Annotated in this window: 16 protein-coding genes; 10 read left to right on the forward strand and 6 right to left on the reverse strand. The window is 55.6% G+C overall.

All coding sequences use genetic code 11. The features are described 5' to 3' along the window. Positions 1–152 precede the first annotated feature (152 nt). Entirely contained in the window at positions 153–2,192 is a 2,040-nt protein-coding gene (locus JMJ04_RS43865) for a prolyl oligopeptidase family serine peptidase (protein ID WP_201376679.1), read from the reverse strand. A gap of 255 nt (positions 2,193–2,447) precedes the next feature. Continuing rightward, on the reverse strand, positions 2,448–3,935 hold the full coding sequence (pdxR, locus tag JMJ04_RS43870) for a MocR-like pyridoxine biosynthesis transcription factor PdxR (RefSeq protein ID WP_201376680.1): 1,488 nt from the start codon (positions 3,933–3,935) through the stop codon (positions 2,448–2,450). A 145-nt stretch (positions 3,936–4,080) separates the two neighbouring features. Here pdxR and JMJ04_RS43875 point away from each other — a divergent pair, with 145 nt between their 5' ends. From JMJ04_RS43875 to infA, 5 genes are all read left to right on the forward strand, one after another. Next, positions 4,081–5,160, forward strand: a complete 1,080-nt coding sequence (locus JMJ04_RS43875; protein ID WP_201376681.1) for an SIS domain-containing protein — start codon at positions 4,081–4,083, stop codon at positions 5,158–5,160. A 200-nt stretch (positions 5,161–5,360) separates the two neighbouring features. After that, a complete protein-coding gene (locus JMJ04_RS43880; protein ID WP_201376682.1) occupies positions 5,361–5,885 on the forward strand; it encodes a DinB family protein in 525 nt (174 codons plus the stop codon). Between the two features lie 79 nt (positions 5,886–5,964). Beyond that, positions 5,965–6,405: a GNAT family N-acetyltransferase gene (locus JMJ04_RS43885; protein WP_201376683.1), complete on the forward strand. Its 441-nt coding sequence runs from the start codon at positions 5,965–5,967 to the stop codon at positions 6,403–6,405. 569 nt (positions 6,406–6,974) lie between these two features. Continuing rightward, positions 6,975–7,394 (forward strand): pentapeptide repeat-containing protein, encoded by a 420-nt coding sequence (locus tag JMJ04_RS43890; RefSeq protein WP_236039148.1) that lies wholly within the window; start codon positions 6,975–6,977, stop codon positions 7,392–7,394. A 21-nt stretch (positions 7,395–7,415) separates the two neighbouring features. Then, positions 7,416–7,655 carry a translation initiation factor IF-1 gene (gene infA, locus JMJ04_RS43895; protein WP_201376684.1) on the forward strand — a complete coding sequence of 80 codons (240 nt, stop codon included), beginning with the start codon at positions 7,416–7,418 and terminating at the stop codon, positions 7,653–7,655. A 70-nt stretch (positions 7,656–7,725) separates the two neighbouring features. On the opposite strand, the gene JMJ04_RS43900 is transcribed toward infA, so the two are convergent. The 4 genes from JMJ04_RS43900 to JMJ04_RS43915 form a co-directional block, all read right to left on the reverse strand. After that, positions 7,726–9,504, reverse strand: a complete 1,779-nt coding sequence (locus JMJ04_RS43900; RefSeq protein ID WP_201376685.1) for an ABC transporter ATP-binding protein — start codon at positions 9,502–9,504, stop codon at positions 7,726–7,728. Beyond that, on the reverse strand, positions 9,501–11,294 hold the full coding sequence (locus JMJ04_RS43905; protein ID WP_201376686.1) for an ABC transporter ATP-binding protein: 1,794 nt from the start codon (positions 11,292–11,294) through the stop codon (positions 9,501–9,503). The genes JMJ04_RS43900 and JMJ04_RS43905 overlap by 4 nt, the downstream gene beginning before the upstream one ends. Before the next feature lie 572 nt (positions 11,295–11,866). After that, positions 11,867–13,117 carry an MFS transporter gene (locus JMJ04_RS43910; RefSeq protein ID WP_201376687.1) on the reverse strand — a complete coding sequence of 417 codons (1,251 nt, stop codon included), beginning with the start codon at positions 13,115–13,117 and terminating at the stop codon, positions 11,867–11,869. Between the two features lie 446 nt (positions 13,118–13,563). Continuing rightward, positions 13,564–15,939, reverse strand: a complete 2,376-nt coding sequence (locus JMJ04_RS43915) for a xanthine dehydrogenase family protein molybdopterin-binding subunit (RefSeq protein ID WP_201376688.1) — start codon at positions 15,937–15,939, stop codon at positions 13,564–13,566. Positions 15,940–16,219: 280 nt separating this feature from the next. Here JMJ04_RS43915 and JMJ04_RS43920 point away from each other — a divergent pair, with 280 nt between their 5' ends. Genes JMJ04_RS43920 through JMJ04_RS43940 form a run of 5 tightly spaced genes read left to right on the forward strand, consistent with a single transcriptional unit; the run spans position 16,220 to position 19,893 of the window. Next, complete coding sequence (locus JMJ04_RS43920) at positions 16,220–16,927, forward strand: FadR/GntR family transcriptional regulator (protein ID WP_201376689.1); 708 nt, start codon at positions 16,220–16,222, stop codon at positions 16,925–16,927. A 53-nt stretch (positions 16,928–16,980) separates the two neighbouring features. Next, positions 16,981–17,682: an NAD(P)-dependent oxidoreductase gene (locus tag JMJ04_RS43925; protein WP_201376690.1), complete on the forward strand. Its 702-nt coding sequence runs from the start codon at positions 16,981–16,983 to the stop codon at positions 17,680–17,682. Further along, positions 17,595–17,861 carry an NAD-binding protein gene (locus JMJ04_RS43930; RefSeq protein WP_201376691.1) on the forward strand — a complete coding sequence of 89 codons (267 nt, stop codon included), beginning with the start codon at positions 17,595–17,597 and terminating at the stop codon, positions 17,859–17,861. Before JMJ04_RS43925 ends, JMJ04_RS43930 begins: the two co-directional genes overlap by 88 nt. Before the next feature lie 18 nt (positions 17,862–17,879). Next, entirely contained in the window at positions 17,880–18,893 is a 1,014-nt protein-coding gene (locus JMJ04_RS43935) for a thiamine pyrophosphate-dependent dehydrogenase E1 component subunit alpha (protein WP_201376692.1), read from the forward strand. Further along, positions 18,886–19,893 (forward strand): alpha-ketoacid dehydrogenase subunit beta, encoded by a 1,008-nt coding sequence (locus JMJ04_RS43940; RefSeq protein WP_201376866.1) that lies wholly within the window; start codon positions 18,886–18,888, stop codon positions 19,891–19,893. The genes JMJ04_RS43935 and JMJ04_RS43940 overlap by 8 nt, the downstream gene beginning before the upstream one ends. Positions 19,894–19,897: the final 4 nt, after the last annotated feature.

Below are 19,897 nucleotides of genomic sequence, written 5' to 3' on the forward strand. Positions count from 1 at the left end.
GCTGTATGATCTACTGGACACGCTGAATCAACTGGAGTAGTGGCGCTTGCAAACGGTTCTCGCATGTTATTACTCATACAACCGCAAGAAGCCGCACGGTTTTTAACCGCCGGCGGAGTTTCACTGCAGATTTTCTGCAACGGGTAGCAACCCTATTGCATGGAAAAGGTCTGGAATAAGAAGACCAGTATATCACTCTCCTCTTCAATAATCTTCGCGGTTGGTTTCCCCATTCCATGTCCAGCCTTCAGCTCAAAGCGCAGCAAGATCGGATTCTTTCCCTGGTATGCGTGTTGGAGTGTCGCGGCAAACTTCCAGGCGTGGGCAGGGATAACGCGATCATCCGTATCCGCTGTCATGATCAAGGTCGGAGGATATTCGACCCCTTCCTTCACGTTGTGCAATGGCGAGTACGCGTACATGAATTTAAAATGCTCTGGGTTGTGCTCAGCATCACCATACTCTGAGATCCAGTAGCGCCCGACCGTGAACTTGTGGTAGCGCAACATATCAATGACTGGCACGCGGCAGATGACCGCTCCATACAACTCAGGGCGCTGGACCATGCTCGCGGCGACAAGGAGCCCTCCATTGCTCCCGCCTTCAATAGCGATGCGGGTAGGATTGCTATATTTGTTCTCAATCAGCCACTCAGCAGCCGCGATGAAATCATCGAAAACGTTCTGCTTCTTCTCAAGCATTCCAGCCTTGTGCCACTCTTCGCCGTACTCGTTGCCACCGCGCAGGTTTACTACCGCGTATATCCCTCCACGCTCAATCCAGAGCAGTGGGGTGATGCCAAAGCTGGGCGTCAAACTGATATCAAAACCACCATAGCCGTAGATCAGAACGGGATTAGTGCTATTGAGCACGAGCCCCTTCTTGTGGGTAAGGAACATGGGGACACGCGTGCCATCCTTTGAGGTGAAAAAGACCTGCCGGGTCTCATATCCAGATGGATCAAATGTATGTGGTGTCTCCCACAACGGTTTTAATTCATGACGTTCAAAGTCATAACGAAAGACGGTTGATGGGTAGAGAAACGAGGTAAAGCTTAAAAAGAGTTCATCGTCATCTGGCTCGCCACTTACACCCATGATTGAGCCGAGGGTGGGAAGCTCGATTTCACGTAAGAATGTGCCTGTTTTGTTGTAGAGCTTCACCTGGTGGTGCGCATCATGCATATAACCGAGCACAAACTGCTGATTGACGATCAACGTAAAATCCATCACGTCACTCTGTTCAGATACGATTTCACGCCATTGTGTACGTTCTGACTTTGTTGTATCAATTGCGATGATTCTTCCTCGAGGTGCATCCAGGTTTGTTTGGAAGTAAAATATCGCTCCATCGTTTCCCACAAAGTTGTAGCTTGCATCGGCTTCGTCTAGCAAGCGTATGAAGGGCTCATCGCTCGTTACCTCTCGGTAATAGATGCGGTTCTTCGGGTCAGTTCCACACCACACGTTGAGAAGCAGATAGACCCCATCGTTTGAGATGAACGGTGAAAAGCTTAACTCCTTGGCTTCTGGCCGTTCAAAGACGAGTTGATCTTCTTCTTGCTGGGTACCAACCTTGTGCCAGTAGACTTTACTATAGTTGGCCTGATCCTCTTCAGGTACTGTCCCCGGCTCTGGCAATCGATTGTAGTAGAAGCCCGTGCTATCATGTCTCCAGGCGATCGAGGCGAACTTACAGTATCGAATCACTTCATCATAATCGCGACCATCGTCCACACGGCGAATGCGAATTTCCTGCCAGTCACTACCACTCTTTGACGTTCCATACGCCAGTAACTTTCCATCCTCACTCATCGCTTGATTGGTGAGGGCGATTGTGCCATCCGCGCTGAGGGTATTGGGATCAAGCACGGCCTGCATATTCGCGCCCAAAGCAGGTTGCGTATAGAGCACATTTTGATTCTGCAACCCCGTGTTCTTGGAGAAGAAGTATCTCTCTCCCTTCTTATAAGGAGTTGAGTAGCGAGGATAATTAAAGAGTTCACGGTAGCGCTGCTTGATCTGGCCTCTATCCGGAATGGCATCCAGGTATGTGCGGGTAGCGCTGTGCTGCTCCTGAACCCAGGCCTGTGTTTCCTGAGTCGATACCTCCTCTAGCCACCGATACGGATCGGCGACAAGGGTTCCATGATAATCTTCAACAGTATCTTCACGACGAGTAGCTGGTTGCAAAGTTGTACTCCTTTACATGAAAAGCGCATTCGCGACATCGAATTATGCGTGTATTGGGCACTTGTTGCCTCTTTGGTCTCGCTGAAACAAGGCAGGTATACACCCTACCACGAGTTCCCTACGCCTGTGTCTCGCGTTCCATCCAACGCTTCCTAACACTGAAAAGGATACCATATTATGCTTCCGGCTGAGCCAGGAATTTTGCTTCTTTTTGGGCACGAAGAAGAGGGAATGGGTTAAACGCCTAAGTGGATCTCAGCTAAGCGCTCTTGCTATGTGCTCGACGGCCGTGCGTATGGCTTGCGGTTCCACGCCCGCATAGCCGAGGACCAAGCCGCTACGTTGCGGAGGAGCAATGTGGTAGGCCGAAAGCGGCGGAGTATCGACTCCCTGGCATTGAATATGCTGGCTGGCGAGACGATCGTCCCGGCGTGGTGGCAGCCAGCCCACGACGTGTAAGCCGGTTGTGGAGGGCTGGATCTGCAGCAGGCCGTCTAGCTTCTGGCGGGCTGCTTCGATCAATACCGCTTGGCGCTCGACATAGAGGTGCTTCATGCGCCGGATATGGCGTGCGAAGTGCCCCTCGTTCATGAACTCAGTCAGGATCATCTGGTCCAGCGACGGGGAGTGCCGATCGGCGATCGAGCGGGCCTGCACGAAGGTGTCTACGAGCGCAGGTGGAACAACCAGGTAACCCAGGCGCAGCGCGGGCAGCAGCACTTTGCTAAAGGTGCCCATGTAGATGACCCGGCCCGTATTGTCTAAGCCCTGCAGAGCAGCCAGGGGCCGTCCTTCATAGCGATACTCGCTGTCATAGTCATCCTCTAACACCCAGGCTCCTGTACGTGTCGCCCACTCAAGCAGTGCCAGCCGTCGAGCCAGACTCATCGTAACCCCCAGCGGATACTGGTGCGAGGGTGTCACATAGGCCAGGCGTACGTCAGGGCAACGCCGTATACCCTCCTCCACATTCAAGCCATCCTTATCGACCTCAACGGGTACCAGGCGTACACCCAGACCAGCAAAGACATGCCGCGCACCTAGATAGCCAGGGTCTTCGATCCACATGGCATCACCAGGATCCAGCAGCACCCTGGCCGTCAGATCCAGCGCCTGCTGGGAACCCGCCATGATGATCACTTGCTCAGGTTCACATTTCATACCCCTGGACGCCTTGAGGTAGCCCGCGATCGCCTCACGCAAGGGCCAGTAGCCATGCGGATCGCCATAGGAGAGCAACTCACGCGCCGGATGGCGCCAACAGCGGGCCGTCAACTTCGCCCAGAGATCAAAGGGAAACCTATCGATTGCAGGCACACCTGGCTGGAAAGCACGAGGATTGCGGGCATAGCGGATCGGCACGACCGATTTGGCCGTAAGAGAAGCTCCCCAGCGCGAAATGGCCGCGCCAGACATGGGTACCCCACTAGAGGCATTTCTCACGTCGATGTTCGTCTTGAAGACATCTTCCGGCAGTATAGAGGTCACGTAGGTGCCTGCCCCAACCTTGCCTTCCAGGTAGCCTTCGGCGATCAACTGCTCAAAAGCATTCACCACCGTATTGCGCGAAACCTCTAATTCTTCAGCCAGTTCGCGCGTCGGCGGCAGGCGTGTCCCACCTTCAAGATGCCCGGATAGGATGGCCTCGCGCAGGCCGGAGTAGAGCTGGCGAAAGAGCGGTGTCGGCAACTGTCGATCTAATACAAGACAGAGAGAAGCGACAATGGAGGCAGATTGTGTCAAGGCCGTTCCCTTCCTAGTGGTATGCGGAGATGCTGCATTGGTCCTCTCACTTTAGCACAAAATGGCCCTGGTGGGGAGATCAATCTCAGGATACCATACTCTTACCAACATCAGGAGTATTCCTGACAAGAGAAAGGATCATCCCATGGCAGCCGAATCTCGCACCCAGCATCCCTTTCACATGTATGACGCAGTGATGGCCCAACCCCAGGCTTGGGCTTCGATTATCCAGCGTATTCGTCCTCTGACTGGGCAGATTGCTCCCAGGCTCGCGCAAGCTCAGCGCATCTTCATTGTCGCCATCGGAACCTCGTTCCACGCAGCCGAAGTAGGCTATCACCTGTTCAGGTATTATGGTGTAGCGGTACCCATCCAGACGATGCACGCGTTCGATTTCGCCCTCTACGGCCCCAACCTGAGTGCCAGGGATTGTGTGATCGTCATCAGTCATCGCGGTGGCAAACGCTACAGCCTGGAGGCCATTAAACGTGCCAGAGAAGCCGGTTGTTATACGCTGCTTATCACGGGCGAGGGCGCTCCCAGCACCATGCAGTATGCCGACATCACTCTCAAGACCACCGAGCAGGATAAATCTTCGGCTCACACGGTTAGCTACACTGGCGCCATCGCCGCGCTGTCTTGCCTGGCTGAAGCACTCGAGCAGCAGCCCCACGCGCCCACCTTCCTGCAAGAAGAGTTCCCCACCATCTTGCGAACCTGCCTGGAGGCAGATGCGCGGATGGCGGAGGTGGCAAGCGCTCATCTGAAGCACCGCCGTATCTGGATCGTAGGAGGCGGGCCGTCTGGCATCACGGCCCTGGAGATCGCGCTCAAGATCAAGGAGACCTCGTATCTCCAGGCCGAAGGTATGCCGGTTGAGGTCATGCTGCACGGTCCATTCCAGTGCGTCGAACCGGAAGACCTCTTCATTCTCATCGCCCCTGGCGGTTCAGCCCAGGCCCGTGTCCTCGAACTTGCCACCATGATTAAGGCGGTTGGTGCCCCCTTCATCGTGGTCAGCGATGGTACGGCTATCAGTATCCAGCAGGATGCGGCGGCTGTAGGCACTATCCCACGTGCCCCTGAGCCATTCACTGCGATTACCTGCCTGATCCCGCTCCAACTCTTTAGTTACCACCTGGCGCTGGCACGCGGTACCAATCCCGATGGGTTTCGCCTGGAAGATCCCCACTTCGCCCAAGCAATGAAACTCGTACAGTTGTAGAAGAGTTGCTGTCGGCTTTTGTTTGAAAAACAGCGGAACGAATGCACACGCAGGGAGTGAAGGCGTTCCACTGTTCCTCAGAAGGCATGATATACTGAAGCAAAAAAGCTCCAGGAGCAAAAAGATGGAATTGGTGGAGGATGCCAAAGAGGTACTCAGAGAAACGGCAAAAAAACTCAAAGGAAGTAAAGGAGGTTCTCATGAATACTATGTTAGAGCGTGTACACGCGGTCCTCTCTACTACTCCAGAGCGCTGGCAGCAATTGGTCAGCACACTTCCCAATGATCTGCTGATACATCCGCCAGCCGCAGGGGAGTGGTCGGCACGCAGTTGCTTACAGCATTTGGTGGATGCGGAACGTGCGCTCTTTCCTGTGCGCTTCCGCGCTCTCCTGACGGGCCAGGACTTCAGCGATTTCGATCCCAACGAGCCACACCCAGATCTTGCTGCACAGACACTTGAACAGCTTGCTATTGCGTTTGCACAGCATCGTCAAGAAAGTCTTGTCCTGATTCAGCAAGTGAAGGATGAGGATCTGGAGCGGACTGTCCAGCATCCGAAGTTTGGTACGGTCACCCTGGCACAGTTCCTTCATACATGGGCGGCTCACGATTTGAATCACACTATCCAGGCGGAACGAGCGCTTATACAACCCTTCATGCTTGGATGTGGCCCCTGGCGTGCCTTCTTCCAGGATCACGAGATTGTTGCTCCCAATAGGTAAGTGGGATCGCTAGCTTTTCGCGATCCCACTTACCTATTGGGGCTTGATTCCCTTTGTTCATAAATCAGGAGAGTACTACATGATCAGTATTGATAAGCTCATGCCCTCCGATAGAGCTGCCTGGGAAGTCCTATTCCGCGCCTATATCGACTTCTATCAGCGGGTTGAGTCGCCCGAGATGTACGACCGGGCGTGGCGCGAATTCCAGGCAGATACGAGCCTGCACGCCTTCGGTGCCAAGCTGGATGGCAGGCTTGTCGGTATTACTCATTTCCTCGTCCATCCCAGCACGTCGGGACCAGATGTCTGCTATTTACAGGATCTCTTCACCGCCTCGGATGCGCGCGGCAAAGGCGTGGCTCGCGCGTTGATCGCCGCTGTCATCGATTGGGCTGGGGCTCATGGCTGTTGCCGTGTATACTGGACTACCCATGAATCCAACACCACGGCACGGTATCTATACGATAAGATGGCCGAGAACCGTGGCTTCATCCGGTATCAGATCGAATTGCCGCGTTAGTGCAGCCTTACAGGCGCTACCTTGTAGGGTCTATGTTGGCATGGACCCTACGCTTCATGCTAGGCGGCAACATCCTTTAAAATCAAGACAGATAAGCTGAGCCCTCTTTAAAGAGCATGGCACATACTAAGCACACCTTTCCTACTGGCTGGTCGTATGCACATGGAGTAACTCTTGTAAATTTTGCTGATGGCTGCTATACTCTAGTTACCTGTTCAGCCAATGATGCCTTTGTATTATTTCAGGCTGGATGCTCATTCAGCCAATTAGGAAAGGAGACAAATTGTGTTAGCACATGTTTCAGAGCATGGGCAGCAATACACGATGTGCCTCCTGGCCTTGCACACCCAGCAGGGTATCGTGTAACAGAGCCACTATCAATCTTCCTCTTTTGCTGTTCCACCTCGCTGTGCTCTTTCTGATCATTCTTACTCCGTGCGAGCCACACCTTTTCTTCGGATCGAACGAACGCTTGAAGACATTCTCGATTTGAAGGGAGTGAACGTGTTTTTTGCCCGCTCGCCTGGAGAGGAGTTACATTCCAATCAAGCTGAATGGGATGGATCATCATGCGTGTAACAGAGACACATTTGGAGGTAAACCAATTGGCGAATCAGCAACATCTTGACCTGCTCAAACAGAATGTCCACACCTGGAATCAATGGAGGCAAGAGCATTCGGATATTCGGCCTGATCTCAGCGGCTCCGATTTAGCCTGGGCTTGCTTGAGCAATGCCGACTTGAGCGGAGTAGATCTCAGCGGCGTAGACTTCACCTGGGCCGATCTCTATCGGGCCAACTTGATCAGAGCCAATCTCAGCCAAGCCAATCTCAGCGGCGCGGACTTGAGTGGCACCCATCTTTGTCGCGCGAACCTGTGTGGGGCAGACCTCAATGGGACGTTGCTGTATCGAGCAAACCTGCGCGACGCGGACCTCAGCGAGACGAATCTGCAAAAGGCGGTTCTTGAAGAGACTGTGCTGAACTGAGCATGGCAAAGGAAGGATAGTATGGCAAAAGAGAGAGATGACATTCTGGTCGTTGGGGAAGTGGTTGAAGTGTTTCCCAACGCCATGTTTAAAATCCAAATCGATGAGCAGCATCATGTACTGGCAGTGCCTGCCGGACGTTTGCGGCTGTCAAATATACGTCTTGTGGCGGGTGATAAGGTGCGAGTTGCGCTCTCGCCCTACGACCTGACACGAGGCCGGATCACCTGGCGCATCAACGAAGGTCGTGGTCCCCGCTAAAACACAACCGAACCTGGCCAGGCTTTCGGATTTTTCTGAAAGCCTGGCCAGGTTCCTTAGTCCCTATTTGTTATTCATATACCTTCCCATCGTCTTCTTGCCAGAGCCTCCTCATCTCCTCACTGGTTGCGAGCAACTCGTCCAGTCTTCCTTCAGCGTCGACATGGCCATCCTTGAGCAGGATGATGTGATCGGCACGTTGCAGGGTGGCGCGCCGGTGTGTGACGACCAGGCAGGTCGTATCTTCGCGCTCAAAGATGCGTTCCCAGAGAGTGCGTTCGGTTTCGACGTCCAGCGCGCTGGAGAGGTCGTCGATTACCAGCAACTCGGCTCCGCGCACCAGCATACGCGCCGCTGCCGTGCGCTGCATCTGTCCCCCCGAGAGCTTGACGCCGCGAGTACCCACTGGTGTCTCCAAACCTTCCTCCAGTGCCTGCACATCGCGCTCTAAAACAGCTCCCCGCACGGCAGCGGTCAGGACCGCAGAGTCGTCTGGTAGCCCTAGAAGGATGTTCTGCCTGAGCGTCTCGCTGAACAGGCGTGGTACCTGCGCCGTGTATGCCGCGCGGGGCGGCACAAAGAAGGAGGCAGCGTCGTCCACGACGTCGCCGTTCCAACGTATCTCGCCTGCCTCGCTGGGTAGCAGACCCAGGAGTGTCTGGAGAAGCGTTGTCTTGCCCGCGCCGACGCGCCCCGTTACCACTGTCAGCGTGCCATGGTTCAGGCGTAGGTCCACCGCGTCGATGCCTCGCCCCGACTTCGGGTGGCGATAGGTCAGCCCCTGTGCCTCCACGAGGAATAACCGATCAGTCACACTACGCACTGGAGGCGGGACCTCGGGTAAAGGTCCGCGCAAGTGCAACGGCGTATGCTCTACCAGAGCTGATGGCGGAGCATCCCCCAATAAAGCTCCCATGCGAGCGAAGGCAACCCCGGTCTGCTGGTAGTGAGCCAGGAACTTTCCTAGCCCGGAGGTGAAATCGGCGATAAAGCTCATGTACAAGACAAACAGAGCAAAGTCGCCCACCGTCATGCTACCACTGCGCAGACTGCCAGCGGCTAGCAACATGATGAGGGCCGTCCCCAGGCTCACCGTATTCTCCGTGATAGCGTCCAGAACCTGCGTCGCCAGGCGATCGGCTAGCATCGCTGTCCGGCGCTGCTCATTCAGTCGACGGAAGCGAGCCAGGATTCGCTCTTCGGCGCCGGTGGCCTGCACCGTCTGCACCGCTGCCAGGATATCGCCGATGGCGCCAGTGACCTGGCTGGTAGCCTGACTACTGGCCTCGCGATAGCGACCCAACGTATTGCTCGCCCGCCGGGCGATGAGCGTCACGACCACGAGAGGCAGGATGGTAATCAAAGTCATACGAGCATCAATGTGCAGGAGCACCAGGAAGGCCACGACGGCGAGCAGACCCTGACCTGTAATCTCGTCGCTCCAGTCCACGCCATCCTCGCCCTGATAGGCATCGTCGCGAAAGCGGCTAATGGTTTCGCCGATGGAGTAGGGGAGCGCTCTGGCTCCTGGCCGCTTCAGAATGTGGCGCAATAGGTTGCGGCGTAGGAGCCCACTCATCATGAAACGCATCATAATTTCAACGAAACCAGCGGTGAGCCACAAGGCCACGCGGCACAAGGCGATCACGACTAGCAGCATGATCAGTCCCGCCACCCCACCAGGCAAGTGCGCCTGACCGGTGAGGGTATCGAAGAAGGCGCGGGCTACCAGCCCTGCCAGGAGCCATGACAGGCTGAACGTCCCCCACAAGATCGCGTGCAGCAGGTAGAGCCAGGGCCGATAGCGGACCATTTGCAGCAGGTAGCGCCAGGTTGGAAGTTGTTTCATTGATAGACCTCCTCAGTGGCAACGCTCAACAAATCGGCAAAGCGTGAAGTGGGGTCGGCAGCAAGAGCCAGCCGTGGCCCGTATTCGCGCACCTGCCCATCCTCCAGGACCAGGACGTCGTGAGCATATGCGATAGTGGCCAGCCGGTGAGCCACGATGATGCCGGTACGGCCTTCAAGTAACCGCCCCAGTGCTGTATGTACCAGCCGATCCGTGGCCGGGTCCAGACGCGAGGAGGCCTCGTCCAGGATGACTAGGTCTGGATCGAGCAGCAAGATACGGGCGCATGCCAGCACCTGGGACTGCCCGGCGGAGAGCCCTGCCCCATCGGGCAAGAGCTGGGTATCCAGCCCACACGGCAGTTCCCGTAGCCAGTTCCCCAAACCCAGGGTATCCAGCGCGGCGCGAATACGCTCATCAGGTATGCTGTCATTGAAGAGCGTCAGGTTGTCGCGTACGCTGGCATGGAAAATGTTTACTTCCTGCGTGACCAGACCAATGCGCGAGCGCAATGCCGAGAGATGAACTTCCCGCAGGTCCACTCCTCCCAGGCGCACTGCACCCGCCACAGGATCGTAGAAGCGCAGGAGGAGCCGTGTCAGCGTTGTTTTCCCGCTACCCGTGCGTCCCACCACGCCCAGCACACGGCCTGGCGCCAATGATATGTTAACGCCACGCAGGACTGGCGCATCCTCCGCATAACTAAATGAAACATTCTCGAATTCCACCGCCAGCGGTCCTGGCGGTAATGCCACGCCAGGGCCATCGATCACGCGTGGCCTGGTATTCAGGAGCGCCTCGACACGTGCCATACTGGCGTCTGCCTGTTGCAGATCCTGTACTTCGTTACGGATCTGTTCGGTCGGCTGGCGCAGCATCTCGGTACACTGAAAGATCAAGTAGACCGCGCCAATGGTCAGTGTGCTAGATGTAAACAGCATGGCACTTAGGGCGAGCGCGGCCGCCGTGCCGAGGGCAAACAACCCCTGGCTGGTAGCGCCCAGGCCATAGCCCCACATCTGTGCCTTACGTGTGATGGCCAGCCACGAGCGCATCACCTCGGCGCAGCGGCGCAGGACAAACGCGCCCGCTCCGCTGGAGCGGATATCTTGCAGGCCAGCCAGGTATTCACCCAGGAAACCATAGAAATCAGCGCTGGCCTGGCGCTCCGCCGCCCAGGAAGGTGTGGCAGCGGCGCGGATGCGCAGCATACCCGTCAGGGCCAGTACGACAAAGACGCTCATTCCCAGGCCTACCCGCCAGTCCACGTGATAGAGTAGCCCGAGGACGCCTATCAGCAAGACGGCGTTGCCGAGCACATACACCACAAAGCGGGAGAAGAAGCGAGCCAGGGTGGCGACATCGCCATCCACGCGCTCGATTAACTCGCCCGGCGTATGGGCCGTGTGAAAAGAGGCATCTAGCCGGAGTAGGTGAGCCACCAGGTCGGCGCGCAATGTGTTGGTGGCCGTCCAACTCACATTTTCGGCCACGTAGGTTTCGGCGACAGCCAGGCCCTGCCCCGCCAGCGCCAGGACCATGGTCAACAGTGCTAGAATGATCAGATTATGCAGATCCCCGCCAGAGGTGGCCTGATCGATAAAGTAGCTTGCGACCAGCGGTGTCATCACCTGTACAGAAATGGTGCCAACCAGGATCAGAGCCAGCAGGGCCATGCGCGGCCACTGGGGGCGCAGATAGCGGGCCAACAGCCGCCAGTAACGATTGAGAGCATGAAAGAGGTAAGTGGTCAGGAAGCGCCAGTAGCGTCTTAACTGAACGTATATCAAACTTGTTTCTTCCTTTGTCTATTGCGGAACATGAGGACACACGGTACACGTGTGCAGCATAAGAGCATAGCCTACGACAAGGTAAGGCTATGTGTGGTGGGGAAGCGGTGATGCTGAAGGGGAGACAATGTGTAACCGCGTACGATACGCAGGCAAGCAAAAGTAGCCCTCTGAGGCGAAGTGGGCCGATTCTGAAGCGTGAAAAGAACGTCTACAGAAGAGCGGAAAACTATCTGTAGCTTCTCGAAGAAGGGTATGGCCGTATATTGAAGCGCACAATCATCGCAATGACTCGCGGAGAGACGACCTTACCTAGTTGTAGACACAGCTCACTTCGTTTAGCAACACCTTAGCTGTGATTAAGTGCATGGTAGATTGGACCTCCAAAAATAAGATAAGCTCATAATAACCCATGCTTACCCGAATGTCAAGCCGAAATTGAGCGGTGGATCAAAACACTCACCCATTATAGCGATGTTTTTCTGCAAGGGAGCGATCACTATCGGCGCTGTGCAAGTACTCAGCCATAGGCAGAGGTGATGCGCGACTGCGCATCACCTCTGTTTGTATTCCTACTGAGCCGCGTCAGGCACAGGTAGCGAGGCCTGGCGAACTCGCTTATTCAAGGTGGTGGCGATGGCTAGGAGGATCAGCCAGCTTCCCAGGAGCAGCGCGCTCACCTTGGCACCCATGCTTTGAATGAGCAATCCACCGAGAATGGCGCCCAGAGATTGCGCGCCCCGGGTCATCAATTGCACTGTGCTGCTCATGCGGCCCCGCATGGTATCGGGGGTCGCCGTGAGGCGGTAGGTGTCAAGCGCGATAGAATAGATGGGGGCAACCAGTTCTTCCGCAGCGGCGATACAGCCCATCACGATGGCATTTGGGGCAATCGCGTAGAGAGGAAACATCAAGGCTTCGAGCCAGAGCATACTGATCGCGATGGTGCCGAAGGAGAAGCGCCGACGTACCCAGTTGCTGGCGAGATTCCCGATCACCGCTCCAATCGCTGCCGCTGTGAAGATGGCCCCGATCCCGCCAGGGGAGGTATGAAGCTCCTGCGCCAGGATAAGGATTACCAGGTACCCGGCGCCATAGCGCAGGCTGTCCGCGCCGTTGACGAGGGTGAGAAACCTGAGCAAGGGCTGTTGCCACAACCAGGAAAAGCCCTCGGTGAGGGACTGGTGCCATGGAAGCCGCACCCCCTCTTGTTGACTGCTCTGGAAATTTCCGCGCATGAGGCGCAATGAAAAGACCGACACGCCAAAGGAAAGGGCATTCGCCAGGAAGGGGAAGGCGCTCCCCAGGCTATAGAGAGTCCCCCCAAGGAGCGAGCCAAAGGTGCGTATCCCCGAGTACGCCGCCTGGGACTGGGAAAGAGCGGCAGGAAGCTGCTCCTGTGTTACCACGTTGGGCAACGAGGCCGCGTTCGCGACGCTAAACAGGGTTCCGAGCACGCCTGCCAGCGTCACCATGATATAGATGTGGAGCATGGTCAGCACATGGAACCAGAAGGCCAGGGGAATACTCAGGATCAAGAGCATGCGCCCGGCGTCGCAGAGCAGCATGACGCGTTTACGGTCCCAGGTGTCCACAAGCACGCCCGCGATGGGACCGACCACCAGCATTGCTATTGTGCTCAAGCTTACGGCGATACCAGCCTGGAGCGCCGAACCAGTGAGGGCTAAGATCAGCAGCGGGAGCGCGATAAATTGTTGCTGATCGCCAACAAACGAAACAAGTTGACCACTCAGCAAGAGCAGGTAGTCACGATTGCGCCAGAGAGACTGCGTAGAGGTCGCGTTCTCTTTCTGAGATAGCATGTAAAAAAACTCCATTCTCACGATGTAGGGTAGAGAGGCATCCATACAGGGTGTGTCCCCTATGTAGAAAAAGGCCGTGGGCAAAGACATATGGCTCACCCCGGCCTTTTTCTCGTCGAGAAATGGAGTGGAAAAGAAAAGCCGTGGGCGAGATCTGTATGTGTCACCCACGGCTTGTGCATTTGACGTTCTGGCTAGCTTTTTTCTCTCCAGCTTCGCGTCAATGACCCCCTGAAAAAGGGCATAGTGAGGCCTTGGGCGACACGAAACGCGTTAACACACGCGTAACGAGAGCGAAAGCACCACGCGCTGGTGGGCTGTATCGTCGCGCTAACCATCAATATCCCTTTCTTTACTTTGCTACTGGAGTTGTGCATTGAGATAAGCCGAATGATAGCATATCTCTGCCTGGCAGTCAAACAAGCTTCACTGCTGAAAGGCGGGACTTATACGTCTCTCTGGCGCCTGATATGGAGCAATGCCCAGATTTTCTCTGGTGTAAGCGGCATGTCAATGGTGGTAATACCAAGAGGGAAGAGTGCATCTAGCACGGCATTGACGATAGCTGGTGGCGCACCAATACAACCTGACTCAGCCACGCCCTTAGCCCCCAGGGGATTAAACGGTGAGGGCGTCTCGACGAAATCGGTGATAAAGGCAGGGAGCATATGCGCAAGGGGCAAGGCGTAATTCATGAGTGTACCGCTGAGAAGCTGTCCATCCTCATCATAGACAACTTCTTCGTATAATGCCTGCCCAATACCCTGGGCTAGAGAGCCATGGACCTGTGCCTCCGCCAGCTCATGCTGGAGAATACGCCCACAATCATCGACGGCAACATAGTTGAGTATCTGTATCTCACCAGTATCAGGATCAATCTCCACGACAGCGAGATGCGCCCCCGAAGCATAGGCCGCACCAGCGGGACTATACTCACGCCACGCCGCCAGTCCCTCAATTGGCGTTCCGTTTGCGGGATTGGCGACTTCACGCTCGATCAGTTCAGGCTGTTCCTCAACTTGGCGCGCCAGGTCTCCAAGGGGTATAGCTCGTGTAGGTGTCCCACGAACACTGATACGTCCCTGCTCCAGTACCATGTCGGCTGTGGAAACCTCTAGGAGACACGCGGCATAGTGAAGCGCTTTGTCTCTAACGGCTTCCGCAGCCAGTAGAACGGCCGAGCCAGTTACCTGAGTGATGCGACTCCCAAAGGTCCCCACACTATAGCCAGGCAGGCTACTATTATTCATACGTACCTCTACCTGCTCATCTGGCAACTGGAAGACAGTAGCCGCGATATGGGCAAGGGTAGTGAAGTGACCCTGACCATTATGGGCCACGCCGCATTGTACCAGGATGGTACCATTGCGCCTGATGCGTACAGTTGCGGCTTCGCGTGGCATATGGGCGGGAGGAGTCACGCTATCGCCCGACAGTTCGATAAAGGAGGCGAGGCCGATACCCAACAGCCTGGAATGTGCACTGGCTCGAGACGCTCGTTGCCTGGCGCGCCAGCCTGGGTAATCGCCCAATTCCAGGACACGCTCAAGGGTGGCCTGGTAGTTGCCACTATCATAGACCACACCTGTGACTGTGCGATACGGAAAATCCTGGGGTGCGATAAAATTACGACGGCGCACCTCCGCAGGATCGATATCCAGTTCGTGTGCAATGCGATCCATGACACGTTCCACAATATAGGTCGCCTCGGGTCGGCCTGCACCCCGGTAGGGAGCAGTGGTGGCTTTATTTGTAAATACGCCAATGACTTCGCTCTCAATCGCCTGTACCCGGTATGGTCCGCATAACATGAGTGGAACACGTGTAGGCACCATCGTTGTCGTCGCAACGAGAAAGGCGCCCAGGTCGGCCAGGGAACGCAGTTTCAAGCCAAGTAATATTCCATCTGTCTGAAAGGCGGCCTCAATATCGTGTATCTGTCCACGCCCCTGAGACTGAGCCTGCAAGTTCTCATCACGTTGCTCAATCCATTTGACCGGGCGCTTGTGTGTCATCGCCAGGTAGGCGGCAACCACTTCCTCACCCAGAAAGACATTCTTGGCCCCAAAGGCTCCCCCAACCTCGGCATTGTGTACGAGAATCTTCCCGATATCCAGCCCCAGGAACATGGCCAGTGTCTCGCGGACACGAAAAATTGCTTGCGACGAAACCCAGGCTGAAAGTTGTCCACTGTCCGGGTCAAAGTCAAACATACAAGCCCGCGACTCAAGAGAACTGGGCGCGAGCCGCTGATTCTCCAGGCGCAGGCGTAGGACATGATCGGCTCGTGCAAAGGCTGCCTCGCTCTCCCCACCACGCAGGTGATGCACAAAGGCCACATTTGATCCAAGATCCTCGTAGAGGAGAGGCGCCTCCGCCTCCATGGCTTGCTCTAGATCAACCACGGCTGGCAGCACCTCGTACTCCACATCAATGAGGTCGCGCGCATCCTCTGCGATGGGCAGGGTCTCAGCCAGGATAACGGCAACAGGGTCGCCAACGTAGCGCGCTCGCTCTACCGCCAATGGATGTCGCCCGGGATCGAAGACACCCGGCATTGGGCCGGTAGGCAATGTGGGTAGCGCGCCCACCAGTTCAGCGCCCGTAAAGACACCCACGACCCCAATCAATGAGCGAGCTTCATCCAAATGGATGCGCACGATCCTGGCATGAGCGTAGGGACTACGTACCACCAGCATGTGTAGCGCCGGAGGGCGTCCTACAGGTGATCTAAGGTCATCAACATAGTGGGCGTTGCCTGTTAGCGCCGTGTAATCCTCTCTGCGGCGCCCCGCATGAAATGGTTGAAAAGGTTTCTGCATAGCGCCCTCTCTTTCCTAGTGGGTAGTAGCTTCTGTCATTATCAGGGAGATTTTTATATCACTCAGCACAAAATAATAATTGAACTGTAGAAAGAGAATATCCTTTGGTTGCTTAGAATAGATATGGTTGTAATAATATATTCTTATTGGATACAAAAAATATATGATGCTGTTTAGTATTGACTTTTATTTATATAGTTAGTATGATGATTATATCATCCTATCCCTGTAGATTTGGATAACATGTATTTATAGGGACTTTTCAGGAAATATAGCACTTATGTATGAGCCAATTCAAACGGCTAAGGTTTTCAAGCAGATTGCTGAACAAATTGAGCAGCGCATTCTCAATGGCGAATTGCGCAACGGAGACCGGCTACCAACAGAGGTTGACCTGGCGAAACAGTTTCATGTCAGCCGAACCGCTGTGCGTGAAGCCATGAAAATTCTGGCCCAGAAAGGGCTGGTGGACACGCGACCGGGGCGTGGAACAATTGTCATTGACGGCGCGCATACCGCGCTCCAGAGCTCACTTGGGTTGGTCATGAAGTTGAAGTTGGGGGAGATGGGAGGGTCAGAGAATCTTTTGGAGGTACGCGAAATCCTGGAGACGGAGATTGCTGCAATCGCCGCGGAGCGTGCCACAGAGACAGAGATTACAGCCATGCGTGAAGCGATAGCAGTCATGGATGCACATATGCATGATGCCAACGCGTTTATTGTCGCAGACAATCGTTTCCACGAGGCCTTAGCACAGGCCACACAAAATATTTTAATCCTCCTCCTGACCAATTCAATTGTGAACCTGCTGAGTGAACAACGCAAACAGATATTCTCCGTTGCGGGAGGCCCACAACGCGGTCAAATCCATCATAAGCGTATCTTTGAAAGCGTCATCAGGCGTGATGCAGAGGCCGCGCGTGCGGCCATGCGGGAGCATTTACGCCAGGTGCGCGAGGATAGTGCTGGTCCTGCTCATCCTGCGTAGTAGCTGTCTTGTATGATCCAGTTTACGCTGTTTGTTTGCACTTGGAGGACGTTATGGCTCATCTTGGCTTTATCGGGCTAGGGGCAATGGGAGGCCGTGTCACAAAACGGCTTCTGGATGCCGGGCATACGGTGATAGGGTATAATCGCACTCGGTCGAAGGCACAATGGCTTCTCGATGCTGGCATGCGCTGGGAGGGCTCTCCGCGTGTGGTGGCTGAGGCGGCAGACATTCTCTTTACCATGGTCACCAATACCGACGCGTTACACCAGGTATTTCATGGCCCCGATGGCATTCTGTCCGGCCTGAGCGCTGGAAAAATCTACATTGATATGAGTACGGTCAGCCCCTCGGCTTCGCGCCACCTGGCCACCCAGGTGACCGCAAAGGAAGCGCATATGCTCGACTCACCCGTGTCTGGGAGTGTCATTACGCTTGAGCAAGGGAAACTCTCGCTGATGGTTGGGGGCGAAAAAGCTATTTTTGAGCAGGTGCTGCCGATCTTGCAGGATATCGGACCAACCGTCAACTATGTTGGCGAAAATGGCCTGGCGGTCTTGATGAAAATCGCTATTAACCTGAATTTGCAGGTGCAAATAGAGGGCTTCTATGAAGGCTTACTCTTAGCCGTCAAGGGAGGCATCCCCTGGAGACGGCGCTTGAGGTCATGCTCAATAGCGTCGTTGCCTCTCCCTCACTCAAGTATCGCACTCCCTTTATCCTCAACATGCCTGAAGAGGCCTGGTTTGATGTGAACATGATGCAGAAAGATATGCTGTTGGCGGAAGAACTGGGGCGACAACTCGATGTGGCGCTTCCCAGTGTTGCCCTCAGCAATCAGTTACTGACGGCGGCCCGCGCCCAGGGCCTGGCCAAGCATGACTTCGCCATCGTCTACAAGGTTTTGGCTCGTATGTCCGGCATCGATCTGTAATAGCTGCGGGAGAACGCCATGTTACAGCCAGAAGCATCCAATTCCGCCCATCCAGAGTACACGCAAGGAGATGAGGAGCAGGCTCGTTGGCTGGCTATGTATGAACAGATGCTCAAAATTCGCGTCTTTGAAGAGCACGTCAATGAGCTCTATCGCACCGCCAGGATGCCTGGCCTGGCGCACCTCTATAGTGGAGAGGAGGCGATAGCGGTCGGTGTCTGTCAGGCCTTACGACGCGATGACTACATCACCAGTACACATCGGGGGCATGGTCATTGTCTCGCCAAGGGGGCCAGAGTAGATCGCATGTTTGCGGAACTGCTGGGTAAAGAAGCGGGCTATTGCCGGGGCAAGGGCGGGTCCATGCATATCGCCGACCAGGATACAGGGAACCTGGGCGCCAATGCCATTGTCGGTGGAAGTGCCGGCATTGCCACGGGTGCCGCGATGTCCAGCAAGATGCGGGGGAGCGACCGGGTCGCGGCCTGCTTCTTTGGCGACGGTGCGCTTGGGCAGGGACTTCTCTACGAAGTCATGAATATGGCGTCCTTATGGAAGCTGCCCGTGGTCTATGTCTGTGAAAACAACCAGTACAACGAATACACACACAATGCTGAAACCACAGCAGGCGAGATGGCGCACCGGGCCAGGGCCTTTGGTCTTTTGACTGAAGAGATTGATGGGCAGGATGTGCGCGTTGTCTACGCAGCCGCGCACCGTGTGGTTGAGCGAGCGCGCCAGGGCGAGGGGCCTGCCTTCCTCCTGTGTGATACCTATCGCTACTTTGGACACCATGTCGGCGATATTCAGCGCTCCTACTACCGAGCGAAAGAAGAGGAGGAGCACTGGATACAACACCGCGACCCCCTCAAGCTCCTCGCCGAATGGTTGAGCACAGAGGGCTTCGCGGGGCATGAAACGTTTACGCAGATCGAACAACGCGTGAGAACCGAGGTTGCGGAAGGTGAGCGCTTCGCACTCTCTGCACCTTTTCCCCAGCCAGGCGAGGTGGAACAAGATGTCTATGCTTAGCACCACAGCCAACCAGGAGGTCCAGGAGACCACGCTTGGGCAGGCGATTCGCGAGGCCCTGGCCGAGGAGATGCGTCGAGACCCGCGTGTCTTCATCATGGGCGAAGACGTGGCCGAAGCCGGGACGCCATTCAAAGTCCTCTCTGGCCTCGTTGAGGAGTTTGGCCCCGCGCGTGTCATCGATACCCCCATCTCGGAGGCTGGGATTACAGGCGTGGGAGTCGGTGGCGCAATGACAGGCATGCGCCCCATTATCGACATTATGTTTGGCGACTTTATTACCCTCGCCCTTGACCAGATCGTGAACCAGGCGGCCAAGGTTCACTATATGTCCGGTGGGAAGCTCAAGGTTCCCCTGGTGGTGCGCACGACCCTGGGGGCGACCCGTCGCACCGCGGCTCAGCATAGTCAGAGTTTGCACGCCTGGGTGAGTCATATTCCTGGTTTAAAGGTGGCCCTGCCATCCACGCCATATGACGCGAAGGGGCTACTCAAGACGGCCATTCGCGATGAGAACCCCGTCATCTTCTTCGAAGATAAGATGATGTATCAGTTGAAAGGCCCGGTACCCGAAGGCGACTATACCATTCCCTTTGGGGTGGCGGATATCAAACGCGCCGGAACCGATATTACCCTGGTCGCGACCAGTAGCATGGTACAGGTTGCGCTTGAGGCGGCGGAGAAGCTTGAGACACTGGGGTTAAGTGCGGAGGTGGTTGATCCGCGTACTACTGTTCCCCTGGATAGCGCGACCTTGATCGAGTCAGCCAGAAAGACTAGTCGTGTGATTGTAGTCGACGAAGGATACGAACGCTATGGCGTCACCGCGGAACTTGCCGCAGTCATTGCCGAGGGCGCGTTCTACTACCTGGATGCCCCGGTCAGGCGCATGGGTGCTATGAATGTGCCAGTACCCTTTTCTCCCGTCCTGGAAGATCTCACAGTCCCTACCGCTGCTACGGTGGTAGATGTAGCCAAAACGTTATGTGGTCGTGTCTAGACAT

Source organism: Ktedonobacter robiniae, from assembly GCF_016587375.1.
GTDB lineage: Bacteria > Chloroflexota > Ktedonobacteria > Ktedonobacterales > Ktedonobacteraceae > Ktedonobacter > Ktedonobacter robiniae.